Genomic DNA, 17,532 nt, shown 5'->3' with positions numbered 1-17,532 from the left:
CACCATGCGCGTCATGCGCAACACGGGGAGGACATCCATGCAAATTACCAAACTGCTGGTCTCAGGACTGTTGGCGGCTGTATTGCCGGTTCAGTTTGCCATTGCTGACGCAGACGGTGAGCGGGCGGCACTCGCCCGGATTATCCACGAACTACAGGCAATCGATCCCCTGATCACGGAAGCGGCTTCGCAAGCCAATCCGGATGCCCGTGTACGTTTCCAGTATGAGTGGCTGCGCCAGGATCTTGATCGGATTCGACTCGGGATCCAGGAGCACATCGATGCACCACGTTCGGAGCCCCGGACTTTCCCGCCCCTGCGTGGCGATTACCGTCGGTGATGTCAGGTCATGACGGCAGCACAGAACACGGCATTTCAAGCTGGCTCCGGTTTTACACCGGCCACGTTGCTGACCGGCATCGCATCGGTCGTGCTGGTGCTGGCCTTCGTCTGGGTTATTTGGGTCTCGCTGGGCACCTTCCGTGCCTGGCAGAACGGGCAGGTCGTTTTGTTCGATGTGGTCTGGTCGGCACTGCGCGCCAGCATCGTGCTCATGGTGTTGGGTTTTTATCTGCGGTAGCGGCCGTTGGCCATTGTCGCAGGGGTTCGGGGAGTTCCCCGGTATTTATAAAAGGGGGCAACCCCGTTACCTCGGAGAGAAAGTAATGATGAAGAAAGCAGTAAAAAAGGTGGTAACCGCAGCTGGGTTGCTCGCAGTTACGGCAGGCCAGTCGGTATTGGCAGCGTTGCCGACCCCGGTGGCACCCAGTACCGCACCCGCAGCCGGTGACTGGATTGGGCTCATTTCGGGTTACATCAAGGATGGTGGTCTGGTGCTGGGTCTGGCGATAGCTGTGCTGGGCTTCCTGTGGATTGCCTATCTCGGCTTCGCCAAGTTCAACGAGGCGCGCCAGGGCAAGGCCGAATGGGCCGAAGTGGGCGTGCTCGGCATCGTCGGTGCGATCGTACTGATCTTTGCCAGCTACCTGCTCACCGAAGCCGCGGGCGTCATCTAACCGATGTCGGATCGAGACGACATTCTGGCCGACCGGCTCAATGTAGAGCCGGCGATCTTCAAGGGCTGCTCGTCGTCCGAACTGGGCATCATCGTGGGTGTGGCCGCGCTCATCTGGTTACCCGTTAGCCTCCTCCTGGCGGGTTTGTTGGGCGCGGTCACCATGGGGTTCGGCATGGCCGGTGTCGGTGTCGTGGGAACAGTCATCGTTATGGCGGGGCTGTTTCAACGCCTGAAACGTGGCCGACCGGATGGCTATTACCAGCAACAGATTGCCATCTGGTTGTCGGACCATGGTTTGCGCAGCTCGCCGTTCATTCGGCGCAGTGGCGCCTGGGATATCGGGAGAACACGGTATGCGACGTTACCGCACCGAGATCGATAACGTTCGCGCGCACCTGCGCTCACTATGGGTGGTGATCGGCCTCCAGTTCGTCGTGATCCTGGTTCTCCGGTTTGGCTGGAGTCAAGCGCCGAAGCAGTTGACGGTGCATGTCCCTCCCGATCTGCGCTCCGGGGCGACGCTCTCGGTCGACGAAGTGCCGGCGGCCAATGTGTATGCGTTTGCCTTTTACATCTTCCAGCAGCTTAACCGTTGGCCCGACGATGGAGCCAAGGACTATGGCAAGGCCATCTTCCGCATCTCTCCGTATGTGACGCCGCGATATCGGACGGAGCTCATGGCCGATCTGGAACAGAAAGGCCGTAAGGGTGAGCTGGCCTACCGGGTGCGAGGTGTGCATGAGATTGCCGGACATGGTTACGAGGAACGTCGCGTCGATGTGCTCGCGCCAGGCATTTGGGTGGTCTGGCTGGATCTCGATCTGTTCGAGTCGGTGAAAGGCATGACGGTGAAGAAAACCGCCATTCGCTATCCCTTACGGGTGGTCAGTCTTGCGGTCGATCCAGAGGCCAATCCCTGGGGTCTGGCGCTGGACGGCTTTGCGAGTGACGGGCCGCGTCGGCTGGAAGAATCCGAACTCGGTGACGATGCCGGGGAAGAACAATAACAGGAGCAACCCATGCAAAAAAAACCATCGAACCATTCCGTAATGGCTACCTGGCTGGGCGTGACGCTGCTTTTGATGCAGTCGCTCGTGCATGCCGAGACGGAAACGCTTGAGCGGATCGAGTGGAAGAAAGCACCGATCCGATTGGAACTTGTAGTTGGTCAGGAACAGCGGATTGAATTTCCCGCCGCAGTAAAGGTGGGTGTGCCGGCCTCCGTTCAGGGTGTGCTGCGCACGCAGAGTGTCAACGGGATGGTCTACCTGTTGGCGCATACGTCCTTTGGGTCCAACCGGCTCATGGTGCGTGAACTCGATAGTGGACGTATCTATCTGTTCGATGTCACAGCCACTGAAGACGGTGGGTCGGACCATCCGATTCAAATCTATGTGACCGGTGAACAGGGCAGTGAGAAAGATCAGGCGACGGGCGTGCATGAGCCGGAACAGGATCGGCCTGATTTTATTCAGCTGACCCGCTTCGCCGTCCAACAGCTCTATGCCCAGGCTCGCCTGGTCAAAGATCAGCCCGGTATTGTTCGGGTGCCGGTCAGCCGTGATCCTGTCGATCTGTACCATGGTGCCGTCGTCGAAGGGGTCCCGCTGGTGGCATGGCGCGCCAAGGGTCTCTATATCACAGCGGTCAAGCTCACCAACCGTACCGAACAGGCGCTAACACTGGACCCTCGCAACCTTCGCGGCACCTGGCTGACGGCAACCTTTCAGCACCACCGTCTATTTCCCAAAGGCGATGAGGCGGATACCACGGCTGTTTATCTGATCTCCGCCCGGCCATTCGGCGTTTCGCACTAGGGCTCACCATGGCAATTGCAACCTCCAACCGACTCTTACCCCTGCTTGCCGGCGCCGTTGTGCTGATGCTGGTATTCGTCACCCTGAAATCCTGTTCGCAGGAACCTGAAGATGCACTCGTTCTGGAGAGCGTGCCCCAGGCGCCTGCGCCGGATGCGGACAGTCCTGCCGATACCATCAAGACGCTGACGGCCAATGTCGCCTCTATGACCACGGAAGTACAGGCTTTACGCAAGGACAATGACCAGCTGCGCAAAGAGAACCGCGATCTGCTCGCCAATCGTCACCAGATCGAGGAGAACGTCACAACCCGGGTCAAGCGTGAGCTGCTCTCCCATGAAAAAGACCGGGAGTCACGCGACCGGATAGATGCCGGTGTGCTTTCTTCCCTGACGGCACGTGTGGATGCGCTGTCTCAGTCTCTTTCCCAGCGTTACCCCAACCAAAGTGGCAGTGACATCCCGGTGGGTCTGGGCCTCGATGACGTCGGAGAGGGGGCTGCAACTTCCGACAGCCTGATCTGGGTCGAACCGCTGGATAGTGTCGACGATGCTGCGTTAGAGGCCAATGGAAACAGTCTGCTGCAGAGGGTAGGTCAGTCGACCGGAAGTGCGTTGACATCGGCGACTGAAAAGACTCCAAAAATTAAACAGGCACTGACTCAGGAACTCAGCACCGTCCATCCCGTTTATACGGTTCCCCGTAACGCCACCCTGATCGGTTCAACAGCCATGACGGCCCTGGTCGGCCGGGTACCGGTGCAAGGGCAGGTCCGTGATCCGATGCCGTTCAAGGTCATCACCGGCGCGGATAATCTGGCCGCCAATGGTCTTACAGTGCCGGGCGTTCAAGGCATGGTGTGGAGCGGGACTGCTGTTGGAGACTGGACGCTTTCATGTGTGACCGGTCGCCTCGATTCGGTCACCTTCGTTTTCGAGGATGGCACCATCCGAACCATTTCCGGTGATGACCGAGGCAATCAGGGAGGTGGCGCAGAGAAGCCGCTGGGCTGGATCTCCGACGAACAGGGCATGCCCTGCATCACCGGTGAACGCAAGACCAACGCGCCGGCCTTTCTTAGCCAACGGATCGGTGTGATGGCCATCCAGGCTGCGGCGGAAGCGGCGGCCAATGCCGAGACAACATCGGTGGTGAGCAATGCGGGCAGTGTCACCAGTAGCGTCAGCGGCGATACCGGTCGCTTCGTGTTGGGCAAGACCATTTCCGGCGGCAGTGAGGAAGTGTCGAAGTGGCTGCTGGAGCGCCAGTCCCAGAGCTTCGATGCCGTCTTCGTCCCGGCCGGCATCCGCATTGCCATCCATGTTGACCGGGAACTCCCTATTGATTTCGATGCCACTGGCAGGAAACTGACCCATGAAACCGACCTCGACCCCTATCGCCGCACTCGGCTTGATTAGCCTGGTGCTGGCCGGTTGCGCCAGCACCAAGGACACCGTACTACCCCAGGATGGCCCTTCGATGAAGGCTATTTATGAGGGCCACGTGCATGAGATGAATGCCGACAATCCTCAGGTCATTCGTGGTGAGTTGGGCAGCCGGTCCATCGTCTCGGGTGAAGCGGCGCTGCATGGTTATACACGAGATGCTTTCAACGAGATCGATGTGCTGTTTCCTCGCCTCCCTAATCCGACGCTGGTGATGTACATCTTTCCGCACCTGGCCGGTGATGCCGGCGCACCGGTGCCTGGCTATACGACCGCCTTCCCGATGTATGAACAGGTGGAATATGCGCTACCCGGTGAAGTCCGTAGTCAGCAGGGTGGTGTCCACCAGTGAGTTTCATGAAATCAGCCCCTACGCCCTCAAAGCGAGAAGGGACAAGCGAAGACTTGCCTGTCACGACGAACCAGATCAAGCAGCTGTATGAACGCCCGCCGTCATTTACCGAATTCTTGCCGTGGATGGAATACAACCCGGCAAGCCGAACCTTTCTGCTGGAAGACGGGATCAGTGTCGGCGCTATGTTCGAACTGATCCCAGCCGGTACCGAGGCACGTACACCTGCATTCATGACCCAGTTGCGCGATGCGATCCAGACCGCGCTGACCGATGCCATTCCTGAAGAAGACGACGCACCGTGGATCTTGCAGGTGTACGTCCAGGACGATCCGAGTCTTCAGGGGTTCGAGAAGGAGATCGCGGACTATGCCCAGACCGGCGTGCGGGAGTCAGACTATACACGCCACTTCCAGCAAACATTGTCGGAGCATCTCGCCCGGATTACCCGTCCCGGTGGTCTCTTTGAAGATACCGCGGTGACCGGTACTCAGTGGCGAGGCCAGGTCAGGCGTGTGCGGGCCACGTTATACCGTCGTCTGAAACCCAATGGCCGGGTGCCTTCCGCCGTGGAAATCGAGGAATCCCTGAACGATGTGGCCACCAAGTGGGTGGCCTCACTGGCCTCGGCCGGGATTCGGGTACGCCGTGGTACGGGTCGGGACCTCTACGAATGGTTGCTGAAATGGTTCAACCCAAGGCCTGAAATTACGGGTGGTGATCCCGATAAGTTGCTTGAGATTGCCCCCTATCCGGGGGATGAAGACCTGCCGTTTGGGCATGATCTTGCCGAGCGCCTGATGCTGACGATGCCTCGCTCGGACAATGCCTCGGCGACCTGGTGGTTCGATGACCTACCTCATACGTTGGTGACCATCCAGGGACTGCGCCGGGCGCCCGAAGTCGGTCACATGACCGCAGAGCGCCAGGCCGGCGATCATGTCTTCTCACTGTTTGACCGATTCCCCGAATACACCGTGATGGTGCTGACCCTGACGGCCAAGCCTCAGGACTTCACGCGTAACCACATCGCCCAGGTCAAACGGGCCGCAGTGGGAGATTCCGCGGAGGCCGAGCTCACCAAGGAAGACGCCGAGGCCGTGGAGCGGGAGATGGCGCGCGGTAACAAGCTCTATCCGCTGGGCATTGCGTTCTATGTGCGTGGGAACGATATGAAGACCCTGCGCGCCAACGTCAATCAGTTGAACGCGTTGTTGTTGCCCAACGGGCTGCAACCGATTCTGCATGAAGCCGATCTGCTGGCACTCGACAGCTATATCCGCAATCTGCCCATGGCCTACGATGCCGCTTTGGAGAAATCCAGTCGCCGATCACGACTGGTGTTCTCCAGTCACACGGCGAATCTGCTACCCCTGTACGGCCGGTCCAAAGGTACCGGCCACCCGGGCCTGGTGTTCTTCAACCGGGGAGCCGAACCCCTCGTGTTCGATCCTCTGCATCGGGCTGACCGCAAGAAGAACGCACACATGCTGATCCTCGGTCCCACCGGCGCCGGCAAGTCGGCAATGCTGGTCTATCTGCTGCAACAGATGGCCGCCATGTACCGACCGCGCATCTTTATCATCGAGGCCGGCGGTTCCTTCTCATTGCTGGGTCAGCAGTTTCAGGCCCATGGTCTGGCCGTCAATCAGGTTACCCTGAATCCGAATACCGATGTCAGTTTGCCGCCGTTCGCCGATGCATTGCGGGTACTACAGAAAGAACGTCAACAGCCATTGCGCGATGATCCGGATGCGCTGGAAGATGACGACGAGATGGATGAGGAGGGTACCGGCCGTGACGTGCTCGGCGAAATGGAGATCGCTGCCCGCATCATGATCACCGGGGGTGACGAACGCGAGGATGCGCGCATGACCCGGGCCGACCGGCTGTTGATCCGTAATGCGATTTTTCTGGCGGCTAAAACCGTCAAGGAGACCGGCCGCGATCAGGTGCTCACCCAGGATGTTGTCGCTGCACTCCAGAGTATCGGTCACGATGAAAGCCTGCCGGACCACCGGCGCAACCGGGCTATCGAGATGGGTGACGGCATGGCGCTGTTCTGTTCAGGTCTCGCCGGACACTTTTTTAACCGCCCGGGTACCCCCTGGCCCGAGGCAGACATCACGATTCTGGAGATGGGAATACTGGCCCGGGAAGGCTACGAAGATCAGCTCACCGTTGCCTACATCTCCATGATGAGCCATATCAACGATCTGGTAGAGCGCCACCAACACGACGCAAGGCCAACACTGGTGGTGACCGATGAAGGACACATCATTACCACCAATCCGCTGCTGGCCCGTTACGTCGTCAAGATCACCAAGATGTGGCGCAAGCTCGGCGCCTGGTTCTGGATTGCCACCCAGAATCTGGAAGACTTCCCGGATGCCAGTCGCAAGATGCTCAACATGATGGAGTGGTGGCTGTGCCTGGTGATGCCCAAAGAGGAGGTTGAACAAATCGCCCGCTTCAAGGATTTGACCGACGTGCAGCGCAGCCTGTTGCTGTCGGCTCGCAAGGAGCCGGGCAAGTATGTCGAAGGTGTAGTGCTCTCAGACAATATGGAAGCGCTATTTCGAAATGTCCCGCCGCCGCTATCACTTGCGCTTGCCATGACCGAGAAACACGAAAAGGCAGAGCGTGGCGCGATTATGCGGGAGCGCAACTGCAGCGAACTCGAGGCGGTGCATGTCATTGCCGAACGGATTGCAGCAAATCGACATGCGTAGAGTCGCTACAGATAATGGGCAGAGGATGGGCGGTTCCATCCATGCTTTGTTTTGCCCGCCCCTTGTCGTACTCCGCTATACCTGTCATTGACAGACTACTTCTGTTCTCACATCACGACCCTGAGTTCATAATCAACACTGAGGTTTTTACCGGCTGCAGTTGCGACAAAGCCGCCGTTCTTGAGCCTGGATTTTCAAATCGCCATACAGGCTGGTGTCAACCTTAAGCGGCCGTTAACGCTAAGCGTCAACGCCGTCCGCTGCGTGCTATTGTTGGAAATAGACCACGAATCACATTCAAGAGTATTGTCTTGATCACAAGCGGACAATCTCGTCGTTCTCAAACCAGTCAAGATCGGACATGTGCTTGGCCATTTTGTCGGCTTCCTTTGTGTACGCAACGACAGCGAGGCTCTTCTCAGCCCTGCTGCAAGTCACGTAGAAGAGACGGCGAGTTCTGTCGACGGATGTATCCTTCCCTTCAAGTTGGTTCTTCTCATCAGTTGCTGTCAGTGCTTTCGCCCCAAGCAACTTGTCATAACTAAACATGAAACCGCGGGCTTCGTTGTCATCCAAGATAACCATTACCCGTGGAAACTGTAAGCCCTTGATGCCCTGATGTGTTCCGAAAGGTGATCTGTCAGAGATATACTCCACATACGCACGCAGCTGACTAAACGGCACAGAAAGCGCCTCCCGCCAGGCATCAATTGCGGGATTCCCGTCATCTTCTGCGTCCTCAGGAACAGGCTCTGCCTCTTCTTCCTCCGCATCAGTATCTGACAGGATCGGCGCGAAGACATCGGGGATACCGAACAGGCCTTCGTGAGCGATTGTCTTGAGAACATCCAACAGGACGGGATCCGTGCCGTCGTCCCACAGGGAGAATATGGACTCCACAGACTCCCCGGCCTTACGGATTTCCTCCAATGAGGCCTCGTTTGCACTCAGCCTGTCAGCAGACACGAGAGGGGAGTATTCCTTCACGACCTGAGCCACCCCGAACCTGTCTTCGGATCGCAGGGCCTCAACCAGCGGGAGCACCTGTCGTGCGAAGAATGCAACCCCGCTCAGAGTCCCATCCAGCAGACCAGTCCTGAACCTGTCTATCCTGTAGAGCGGCTCAAAGAAGCCCGCAAAACCTCCTCGGCGCGCAGCCATGTGGTGCTCAAGAGTGAGCACCTTGATCGTCTCTTGATTCATCCAATCGTCATCGGAAGCAGTCTCCGCCATTACCTGGGCCGCTTCTGCTTCGGCTTTCAGTTTGTCTACATCATCAACATCGTTGACAAGAAACAGCCGCAGAACCCCTTCTTGAGCGTCTTCCCTTGGTTCCTGTTGTGCGCCGTCCGCCTCCGACCTGATCTGGTTAAGAAGGGTCACAATGCGCTTAGGACACCTGTGGTTGACGACAAGGGCGGGCTTCTCCCAATCTGCCGGGACGGCCTGCTCCAAGTCTACTTTCCCGTCCGCGTAGATGCGCTGCATTGTGTCACCGAACAGAGCAAGACAGAACTTGTCGGGATGCTTCGCCTGGAGAGCGAAAACGGCATCAATCAGGTCTTTTTGTGTATCCTGGCTTTCGTCGATGAGGAGGACGGGGTGCTTCCGAATCAGTACTTGCCGCATGAGCGGCTTGTCGGCGAGGAACGCCGCTGATAGGGCGATCACCTCAGCATGGTTCAGGGAGTTCTTGCCGATGTTCTCACCATTTGGATTGTAGGTGAACTGCTTGATGGCATCGAGGTGCTGAAGCCGGTTATGCTTCGACTCTATCTGTACTTTCCGCTCAACGGCGGCCTTCGTTCCAGCCCTCCCTTTCGTTTGCCTCTCCTCCAGCTCGGCTATATCAGCAGCCAGACGCACACGAAGCCACGCGGAGATATCTTTGTGATATGTGCAGATTTGCTCCCAGGCAAAACTATGGATCGTGGACACGGCAAAGATGGGATCGAAGTCAATCCTGCGCCGAATCTCGTCACATGCTGCATTGGTGTAGGTTATCACAGCAACTTTCTGCCCCGACTGCCTGAACTGCGTGCCATAGCGGCTACGGAAGATGTTCATCGCTTCGACTACTGCCCTTGTCTTCCCCGTTCCGGCACCAGCATAGAGGAAGAAGCTCCTAGGCTTCTCTAGGTCGAGGCATGCTGACATTGTCTCCCGGAGTTCATCCCCTTGAGTAACTGCCTCAGTCATCATTCACCTCATCTGCTTCACTCTTGATGGCATCGACCTTTCTCGCATCGAGGGCTCCCTCAAGCCACTTGAGTCCATCGGAGATGTAGGCTGGCGGCTCCACCTGGTCTGGTTCGTTCAGGTAGAGCAGCTCCAAGGCCATCTCAGCTTTGCTGCCCTTCTCCAAGCTCGCGAACATATCGCTGCTGGCATGTTCGAGAGTGTCCTTCCCGAGGGCGGCTTGGAGCTTCTTCAATAGACCGACTGGGTCTGCGCAGCCCCTAAACAGCGCGAGGTTCGTGAAGGCCAATGAATCCTCGAATGTATACGGGATTGCCTCGCCTTCACCCTCACCATCCTTGTATTCCAGGGTGATTGGGCATTGGTATGCGACCCTCACAAGGCCATCTGAGGTCTGTTTCTCGTCGTCCGGCAAATCAAGTAAATCATCAAGTGGCTCCCTCTCGGGCACCCATTCCTTGAGCGTGGTGTTTCCTGTGCGATAGCCCTTCCCGCGCTCCGGGCGCGCCTTGGCGGTACCCGTCGGTTGAATCGAGTCGAGATCAGTGACGACAAGAGACAAAAGCCCGAGAGTATCCAATAGCGGCTTCAACCGATGGGCATGGGCGCCGCCAATCTCAAGAAGCGAAAGATAGCTTTGATCCAGCTTGGGGAACTTCGTCCGGACGAAATGGGGCATCAGCATACGTTCAGCGGAGCCCTCCACGAGAATGGCCGCATCGGCGAAGAACAAATCGCAATGGGTTGTTCGGAGATAGCGCGTGGCAAACCTTGAGGTCTCGTCGTGGCCGCCGAACGTATGAGAAAGATTGATGACCGTTGCCGTGGGAGTCTCTCCCTTCTTCGTGGCCGGTTCCCGGCGGAAGTAGCGCAGACAAGAGAAGTCCAGCTCATGGGCAATGTTTGACGAGTGGGTGCTGACGATCATCTGCGTATTGAAGGAGGAGTCCGCGAGTGAAGTGTGGCTGCGGAGCACTTTGTAGGCCTTCTTGATGAATACCTGCTGAACTTGCGCATGAAGATGAGCTTCGGGTTCTTCGACCAGAACAACGTGCAGGGGTTCTATAGCAGCATCCTTGGTGTCCTGCTCCTTGGCAGCTTTACCAACCCGCATCCACTCGTCTCTGAACCGGATCAGGTTGAATACCATCGAGATGAGATTCTGGTATCCAAGCCCGTTGTATTTCTCGGGCAGAGACAATGAATCCGCTCCCGGCAGGTCGAATTGCACCGCAGTCTCATGGTCAAGGCTGTCGCGCGGGTCGATCTTGCTTGTTATCGAGATCCGTGGGTCACTGAATCCCGGGTAGTTGAGCCCCTCAAGTTCCCCCACGGCAGGCTCAAAACTCGTCTTCAGTTTCTCGTTGAATACCGTTTTTGCCGCTTCGATGGCTTCCAGTGCCTCGATATCGCTTGCATCCGGGGCTTCCGACGGATTCAAGTGCTTGGAGAAGTAGCGGCGCAGCTGGGTCGACAAGCTGGCGAAGCCACTGTGTGAGTCATCCTCCGTCTTCGGATCGGAAAAGCCTCTCTGGGCAGTGATCACGTCAATCTTGATGAGCCCTTCGAAGGGATCCTTCTTGAGCGGATCGCTGTCAGCAGGAAGCGGCTGAGGCTTGGCGGCACCCTTTTCAGGAGCTTGGCACTGCGCGGGATCGAGAATGTAGGACTGGACTTCGAACTGTCTGTGCAGCTGCCTGTCTAGGAAGTCCCGCATGGAGCTTGGCCATAAAGACAGCGGCGAGTCTGCCTTTTTGGAGGCGGACTCAGCGGCGCGCGCCGATTTGTAGGCACTGCGGAAATCCTTGTAGAGTTGCTCCATGTTCTTGGGCGCAAATACAAGTCTGACTCCCAATAGTTCTGCCGGCGTCCAATCGAGCGTAGGGAGAAGATGAGAGAGACGGTGAAGGTCCTTCTCTTCTGCTGTGAGCCAGACTCAATGGTTGGCAGCAAATGCAGCAGGGCGTCAACGGCAAGGTCTGGTTCATCATCTTCGGCAGCAGCAACCCACTGCGCTCCGAACTCGTCAAGAGACGACCAGTTTGAAAGGGTGAAGTCCGTAGTCGCAAAGGATTTTCGTCGGCTGTGTTTGAGAAACAGGATCAGAGCATCCATTGCGGATGTCTTGCCACTGTTGTTGGCACCGACGAAGATTGTTTCCTCCTCAGCGAACTCGACGCGGCATGCTTTCAGCTTCCTGAAGTTCTGTATCTCAACAAAGGCAATTCTCATCCAGCGTTCTCCGGAAAGCGGCTAGTGCAAGCGAATGCTCTTCTTTCCAACAGGCAATCATATAACCGGTTCTCCTAATCGAATCATGCAGACGGTTCGAACATTGTTTCTGCAGCTACTAATCCGGCAGATTCGCAGCCGACATATAAATATTCGCAAGTCGCTGTTTTTGTTGGCCAATTCGGAATGTATTTGTCGGGTGCGTTATTGCCAAATTAGTAAATCCTACCATGTATTCAAAGATTGGATGTCTGCTCCGCTGGCACTTCACAAGTATTCGCTATCCAGTTTTCCGCGCGATTCTGAATGACAGCTTTCCTGCCGAAGGACAAAAGCAGCGAATCAATTGATCCATCGTTACGGTGCTTTTGATACGACAATTCTACTAAAGCGTTCATCATTACGCCCGCTTTAGAGCAATCAGGTGGAGTCGATAGGCGTCTTTTAAGGGATTTTTCCATCGTTCACGCCTAATGAAAACCCAGTATGACTATCTTTCTGGGGTGAATCCGTCGGGTAAAAACTACGCCGCATATTGATCGAGTTTTCTGTTTCCTAGGGCTGGCTCATGATCCACGATTGCCCATCACTCTGTCAGTGGGTCATTTGTGTACATGATCAGGAATTCACGCTCAATACGCTTTGTTGTGCCGGTACGGATTGTATTGGCCTTTTTCGCTAGTGTTGTACAAGCGGGTCAATTGGTAGAGCCGCATCCGCACCTTGTAGAGGTATTCACCACGACTGACTCGCCTATAGCCGGTGAGGCGGGTATCAGCAGGCGGGCACTTCGTGGGGAAAAAGAATTCCATGTCTATGAACTGGATGGTCTGCGGAGTACAGAGGCGAAGCTGTCCGAAGGCCTTCCGGCCGATCCCGAGCAATCCAAACGACTCGTTCAGCAACGTTTCCAGCAACTGCGTCAGGAAGATCGTACGCGGATACAGCGCGCCGCGATGGGTTTGGCGAAGGCGATGCAGTATGGCGTGGATCGCTATCCAGCCATCGTCTTCGATGGCCAGGCAGTCGTCTATGGTGTAACGGATGTGCAGACCGCAATCACGCATTACCGGGCATGGCGACGGGAAGGTAAGCGATGATCCGCCAGAGATGCCTATCATTCTGCCTGGCCATTGCGTTATGGGTGCCGGTTGCCGGATTCTCCGGTACAACGACCACACCACAGATTGTTGCCCAGACGACAACGGCGGCATTTTCCTGCATGCGGTGGATGCCGATTGGCACCTGTTTCTGGTTGCGCTGTTCCTGGACCGGTTGCAGCGTACGCACTTCGATCAAGGTGGGGCATTACAACCCGGATCTGGTGGTCAGCACTTACAACGAGTTGGGTGGAAATCCGTGGACCGAAATCCGCGCGACGCTGGGTTTGGCGCAGAAGACGGCGGCCACGGGTCTGTTGGGTGCCTTGCTGCCGGTGCCGATCGACAGTGCAGGCAATCGCACGGAAGGAACCTCGGAGCGTGACCACAAGAATCTGATTTACCGTGAAACTGACGCGATTGGCCACCCGCTGAGCTCGCTGACGGGTATCGTTGCCGGTACCGGTTTGTTGTGCCCTTCAGAGACCACTTCTTTCTTTCCCTATTTCCAGTCCGGCCTCGATGCCCTGTCGTGGCGGCAGGAGATCCCGGAGATCTTCTATCCCGCCAGCCTGCTCCCCGGCCTGCGCGAGCTGGGCACCTGGCCCTTGCAGACCTGGGGTGGTGTCTATCCGCGTACCGGCTGGACGACTCAGGCGGAAGAGCCCAAGGCGGCAGCCCTCAATGCCCAGCGAGCCGGTGACATCGTCACGCGCACGGGACAACCACACGTCTATGTACCAGTGACCGGCTCATCGGGTTCCATGAAGGTTTGGTCACCGGGGCCTTTGATGGAGAAGGATCGCAGCACCGGTACCTGGCAGATGTTATTGCCGCTGTCTGAATCGAGCTGCAACGTCTTTGGCACCAATGATCTTGCCAGTCTGACCGGCTGGGGTGGCGGCCGTGTTGATAGCGAGGGTGACTATGTCTGGAATCTATGGCGGCCCTACAAGTGCTGTGAGCGCCGCGGCCAGTGGTTTCTGTTTGATATTGACTGGATTGCTTATCCCTGATGAAAACGAACTCTCTACACACATTCTGTCACCGACACGCTATCACCTGGCTGCTGATTGGACTCCTCAGTTCGAATAGTGCGCATGCTATAACCAAGGGACCGACGGAAGACAGCTTCTGGTATTACGAAATCGGTGGGGCAGAGCCGGTATCGGCGCCTGCCAATCCTTCTGTCGTATCCGTTACCCTGGGTGGTTCTGCGCAATTGGGACTGGGCTACAGCTGCGGTAAGTTCGATCCCGTGGCTGCCGTGACCAATACGCTGAATGACATCGGCGCCGGCATCGACAACATGATGAACGCGATGACGGCCGCGGCCAGTGCCGCGATTGCCGCACTCCCCGCGCTGATCCTGCAGCGCGCCAATCCCGGCCTCTACGACATGTTCCAGAACGCACTGCTGCAGGCAGAAGAAACTATGCAACTGGCGACGAAGTCCTGCGAGCAGATGGAGGCCGAGATCGCACAGGGCAAAAATCCCTATGCCGATCTCATCACGCTCTCCAAAGGCAATGACTGGAAGCTCCAGATGGGCGTTGGCGGTAATGATGCGGTAACCGCCAAGGATGCCGTCGAGACCTCTAACGGGGACAATGGTGTGCCCTGGATCGGCGGGCAGGCCGGGGGCTCCGGGCAGCCGGTGCTGGAATTTACCGGCGACATCGTCAAGGCAGGGTTCAACATCAATATGAATCGTCCGATCACGACGGCAGGCCCGGTGCCTCCCGCATCGGCCACCCGCCTGACTGAGATCTGGACAACGCCTACCGAGGCGCGTAACTGGGTCGTCGATGTGGTCGGTGAAAATATCGTCACCACCTGTGATACCTGCCGCAAAGACAGTATCCCCGGTACCGGACTGCTGCCAAAGCTCAATCAGGAAGCGACTACCGTAACGACGGAAATTCAGAACCTGGTCAGTGGCACTACGCCACCGACACTGGCCAACCTGGACAATATTACTGCCCCCGGCGTGGCCATCACCCGCCAGGTCATCGAGGCGATCCGAGAGATGCCGGCCTCAGAGCAGAGCCTCATCATGGGCCGGCTGGTTTCCGAGATCAGTACGGCACGCACGGTGGAGAAGGCGCTGTATGCCCGCCGTTTGCTGCTTTCCGGCCGCCAGGTGCCGGAGGTTTATGCCACCGAGGTGGCCCGCGAGCACGCGGACAAGTCCATCGCCGAGCTGGACAAGGAGATCGAGAACCTGTTGTTCGAGACCCGCGTGCGCAAGGAGGTGGTCTCTGACACGATTGCGACTTTGCTTCAACGCGCCGCGGCCCGTCGACAGTCGTCCCTGAAAACGCCAGAAGTCCCCACCATCGATCCGCGTCCGCTGAGTAATGGCCGTGTCCAATAACGGATTTGCCTTGCGTCGGCGCTGGTTCTTATTGCTGACCCTGCTGGCGTTTGGTCTGGCGCTGGGGGCGGGTGGCATCCTCTGGCATTCGGTCGAGACATCCTCTGTAGTCGCTGTGCAGACAAGGATCGATGCCTTGAAGCCACTCCTGACTGGCATCCGGGTCTCGCTGATTGCCCTGTTGGCGATGGGCTGGCCATGGATCGTGAACGCCCTTGAACGTTGGGGACGTCTGGATGAGACACAGGCCGGGAACTTGCTCGCTGTACGCTGGCGTATCGTGACCTGGCTGGTCGTGATCGAACTGGTGTTGGGACAGAACCTGCTCGGTCAGGTACTGGCTGTGTTGCAGGGGAGTGGGGCATGACCGTCGACAGCTATCTCGAACTCTTCACGACACTGTTCGGCTGGACCTTCTACGGCATTTTGTGGGATGTGCTGGTCGGCACCGGTATCGTGTTCCTGCCGTTCCTTGGCATCCTGATCGACAACTGGCGGGAACCGGCGCAAGGCGGGGAGTTCGGTACCGTCACCGGGTTGTCGTTGCGGCGCATGGAGCTGGAACTCTTCATTGCGTTACTGGTGGTTGTTTTGGCCGGCCAACCGGCCGCGTTGACGCCACTGAATGCGGCTTCACTCAACTACACGCCGCCCCCGACACTAATCGACCCGACGCCTTCAACGGCGACTGTGGCCGCACCCCAGAGCACCTACGGTTCAACCGGCTTCACTGGTTCGCCGGCGACGGTGAATATCCCGGTGTGGTGGTATGCGGTGCTTTCGATGACCTCCGGATTCAATCACGCGGTAGTCGAAGGCCTCCCAAGTGCTTCGGATATGCGTACCTATGAGCAACAGGCGCGGCTCGCAACCATTGCTGACCCGCGCCTGCGACAGGAAGTCAGTGATTTCTTCAGCCAGTGCTACATCCCGGCCCGGTCGAATTACCAGGCAGAACGGCCCGCCACCGCCGCAGTTGATACCCTGCTGACAACCTATGGCCCCGATGATCCGGACTGGATGGGATCGCAAGTCTATCGTAATACGCCGGGCTACTATGACACCCTGCGCGCCACCACGCAGGTCAGCGGCTGGGCCTACAATGCTGCCCGTGATACCGAATATGATCCTGTGGCTCCACCCACCTGGGGCAGGCCTTACTGCAAGCAGTGGTGGGAGGACGCCTCGGCTGGCCTGCGTGAAAAGTTGATTAACGAGGCCGATGCTACCTCGGCCGGATTTTCAGGTCTGGTGGTTGCCATCGCACCGGCCCTGGCCAGTGAACAGCAAAATGATGCAGTGGCCAAGACCGTTCTGGCGAATTCCCCGCCATCGTGGTCGAACAACGACCTCGTGGCCCACAATTCCGGTAGTACCGGGTTGCTCAGCACGGTAGAGAATGTCGCCAAAGGCGGCCTGGCATCGGGCGGCGTGGTGGCTGCATCGGCGCTGTTCTCGGTCACCATGACCGCGGTCCTGCAGGCCCTCCCGATGGTGCAGGCCGTGCTCCTGCTCGGCATCTACGCCTTGCTGCCCATGATCGTGGTGCTGTCGCGCTATTCCATCTCCATGATGGTCATCGGCGCCATGGCTATCTTTACCGTCAAGTTCTGGAGCGTGCTCTGGTACCTGGCGCTGTGGGTGGATCAGAACCTCATCCTGTCCATGTACCCGGATGTGAATGTCTTCCTGCAGATGTTCGCAAATCCCGGCGAGCATGACATCAAGCGCATGCTGCTCAACATGATCACGACCAGCCTCTATCTGGGTTTACCGTTGCTCTGGAGCGGGATGATGGCGTGGGCGGGAGTACAGGTTGGTCGATCAATCAACAATGCGACCGCACCGCTGGCTCGCGCGGGAGAGGATGCTGGTCGACAAGGCGGTGCGATAGGGAAGGCTGCGGTGAGTCGAGGAATCCGCCGCTAGTTACACTGAAAGTTAGTCTTCGTCGTACCAGCCGTAAGGATCATTCCCGGCGTCCAGGCGTCCGGTGCGGTGATTGTAATCGCCAATGAGATCTGAGTCGTGAAGCTGGCGTTCCTTTGATTCGCCTTCGTCCTGTGAGGAGGCGAGCACGCCCACGATCGTTCCTAAAAAGACACCACCGGACTTAATAAGCGAAAATATCCTTTTTATATGTTTCATCGGTTGCTCCATTTGCTATCTTCTAAATTCATCCTGTAGCTCCTAATTATAGAACTTGTGCATTACGGCGGCGAGCAAACCGAGTACCGTGATGCTGTGAATAATAAATTTT

General features: G+C 57.4%; 17 protein-coding genes and 1 pseudogene. 14 read left to right on the top strand and 4 right to left on the bottom strand.

Annotated features, from left to right (window positions below; translation table 11 throughout):
- Nucleotides 1-37 precede the first annotated feature (37 nt).
- From CODIS_RS09195 to CODIS_RS09155, 9 genes are read left to right on the top strand one after another with little or no spacing between them, the layout of a single operon-like run.
- A complete protein-coding gene (locus CODIS_RS09195) occupies nt 38-340 on the top strand; it encodes an integrative conjugative element protein, RAQPRD family (protein WP_036300880.1) in 303 nt (100 codons plus the stop codon).
- A gap of 9 nt (nt 341-349) precedes the next feature.
- Nucleotides 350-580, top strand: coding sequence for a TIGR03758 family integrating conjugative element protein (locus CODIS_RS09190; protein ID WP_031432075.1), 231 nt, complete (start codon nt 350-352; stop codon nt 578-580).
- 13 nt (nt 581-593) lie between these two features.
- Nucleotides 594-1,016 (top strand): TIGR03745 family integrating conjugative element membrane protein, encoded by a 423-nt coding sequence (locus tag CODIS_RS09185; protein ID WP_235615175.1) that lies wholly within the window; start codon nt 594-596, stop codon nt 1,014-1,016.
- 3 nt (nt 1,017-1,019) lie between these two features.
- Entirely contained in the window at nt 1,020-1,400 is a 381-nt protein-coding gene (locus CODIS_RS09180) for a TIGR03750 family conjugal transfer protein (RefSeq protein WP_029133457.1), read from the top strand.
- Entirely contained in the window at nt 1,372-2,025 is a 654-nt protein-coding gene (locus tag CODIS_RS09175; protein ID WP_069124295.1) for a PFL_4703 family integrating conjugative element protein, read from the top strand. The genes CODIS_RS09180 and CODIS_RS09175 overlap by 29 nt, the downstream gene beginning before the upstream one ends.
- A gap of 12 nt (nt 2,026-2,037) precedes the next feature.
- A complete protein-coding gene (locus CODIS_RS09170) occupies nt 2,038-2,835 on the top strand; it encodes a TIGR03749 family integrating conjugative element protein (protein WP_069124292.1) in 798 nt (265 codons plus the stop codon).
- Between the two features lie 8 nt (nt 2,836-2,843).
- Complete coding sequence (locus CODIS_RS09165; RefSeq protein ID WP_069124290.1) at nt 2,844-4,253, top strand: TIGR03752 family integrating conjugative element protein; 1,410 nt, start codon at nt 2,844-2,846, stop codon at nt 4,251-4,253.
- Nucleotides 4,210-4,632: a TIGR03751 family conjugal transfer lipoprotein gene (locus CODIS_RS09160; protein WP_069124282.1), complete on the top strand. Its 423-nt coding sequence runs from the start codon at nt 4,210-4,212 to the stop codon at nt 4,630-4,632. Before CODIS_RS09165 ends, CODIS_RS09160 begins: the two co-directional genes overlap by 44 nt.
- Before the next feature lie 5 nt (nt 4,633-4,637).
- The gene (locus tag CODIS_RS09155) at nt 4,638-7,364 is read left to right on the top strand and encodes a conjugative transfer ATPase (RefSeq protein ID WP_069124279.1); all 2,727 of its coding nucleotides are present in this window, start codon (nt 4,638-4,640) and stop codon (nt 7,362-7,364) included.
- Between the two features lie 315 nt (nt 7,365-7,679).
- Here the strand turns inward: CODIS_RS09155 and CODIS_RS09150 are convergent, their stop codons facing one another.
- From CODIS_RS09150 to CODIS_RS21720, 3 genes and pseudogenes are all read right to left on the bottom strand, one after another.
- Nucleotides 7,680-9,566 (bottom strand): UvrD-helicase domain-containing protein, encoded by a 1,887-nt coding sequence (locus tag CODIS_RS09150; RefSeq protein ID WP_069124277.1) that lies wholly within the window; start codon nt 9,564-9,566, stop codon nt 7,680-7,682.
- Nucleotides 9,556-11,385 carry an ATP-dependent nuclease gene (locus tag CODIS_RS09145; RefSeq protein WP_235615174.1) on the bottom strand — a complete coding sequence of 610 codons (1,830 nt, stop codon included), beginning with the start codon at nt 11,383-11,385 and terminating at the stop codon, nt 9,556-9,558. Before CODIS_RS09145 ends, CODIS_RS09150 begins: the two co-directional genes overlap by 11 nt.
- A gap of 227 nt (nt 11,386-11,612) precedes the next feature.
- Nucleotides 11,613-11,795, bottom strand: a pseudogene (locus CODIS_RS21720) (AAA family ATPase); the annotation flags it as partial.
- A gap of 614 nt (nt 11,796-12,409) precedes the next feature.
- Between CODIS_RS21720 and CODIS_RS09140 the strand changes: the two are divergent.
- Genes CODIS_RS09140 through CODIS_RS09120 form a run of 5 tightly spaced genes read left to right on the top strand, consistent with a single transcriptional unit; the run spans nt 12,410 to nt 17,201 of the window.
- Nucleotides 12,410-12,895: a TIGR03757 family integrating conjugative element protein gene (locus CODIS_RS09140; protein WP_083220656.1), complete on the top strand. Its 486-nt coding sequence runs from the start codon at nt 12,410-12,412 to the stop codon at nt 12,893-12,895.
- Nucleotides 12,892-13,911, top strand: coding sequence for a TIGR03756 family integrating conjugative element protein (locus CODIS_RS09135; protein ID WP_069124274.1), 1,020 nt, complete (start codon nt 12,892-12,894; stop codon nt 13,909-13,911). The genes CODIS_RS09140 and CODIS_RS09135 overlap by 4 nt, the downstream gene beginning before the upstream one ends.
- A complete protein-coding gene (locus CODIS_RS09130; RefSeq protein ID WP_069124271.1) occupies nt 13,911-15,272 on the top strand; it encodes an integrating conjugative element protein in 1,362 nt (453 codons plus the stop codon). The genes CODIS_RS09135 and CODIS_RS09130 overlap by 1 nt, the downstream gene beginning before the upstream one ends.
- On the top strand, nt 15,262-15,639 hold the full coding sequence (locus CODIS_RS09125) for a hypothetical protein (RefSeq protein WP_154723069.1): 378 nt from the start codon (nt 15,262-15,264) through the stop codon (nt 15,637-15,639). Before CODIS_RS09130 ends, CODIS_RS09125 begins: the two co-directional genes overlap by 11 nt.
- Nucleotides 15,636-17,201 (top strand): conjugal transfer protein TraG N-terminal domain-containing protein, encoded by a 1,566-nt coding sequence (locus CODIS_RS09120; protein WP_069124267.1) that lies wholly within the window; start codon nt 15,636-15,638, stop codon nt 17,199-17,201. The genes CODIS_RS09125 and CODIS_RS09120 overlap by 4 nt, the downstream gene beginning before the upstream one ends.
- Nucleotides 17,202-17,213: 12 nt before the next feature.
- Here the strand turns inward: CODIS_RS09120 and CODIS_RS09115 are convergent, their stop codons facing one another.
- Nucleotides 17,214-17,420, bottom strand: coding sequence for a hypothetical protein (locus tag CODIS_RS09115; RefSeq protein WP_154723068.1), 207 nt, complete (start codon nt 17,418-17,420; stop codon nt 17,214-17,216).
- Between the last annotated feature and the right edge of the window lie 112 nt (nt 17,421-17,532).

Origin of the sequence: Candidatus Thiodiazotropha endolucinida (assembly GCF_001715975.1) — a bacterium.
GTDB classification, from domain to species: Bacteria; Pseudomonadota; Gammaproteobacteria; order Chromatiales; family Chromatiaceae; genus Thiodiazotropha; species Thiodiazotropha endolucinida.
This window is presented reverse-complemented; position numbering and strand designations above follow the sequence as displayed.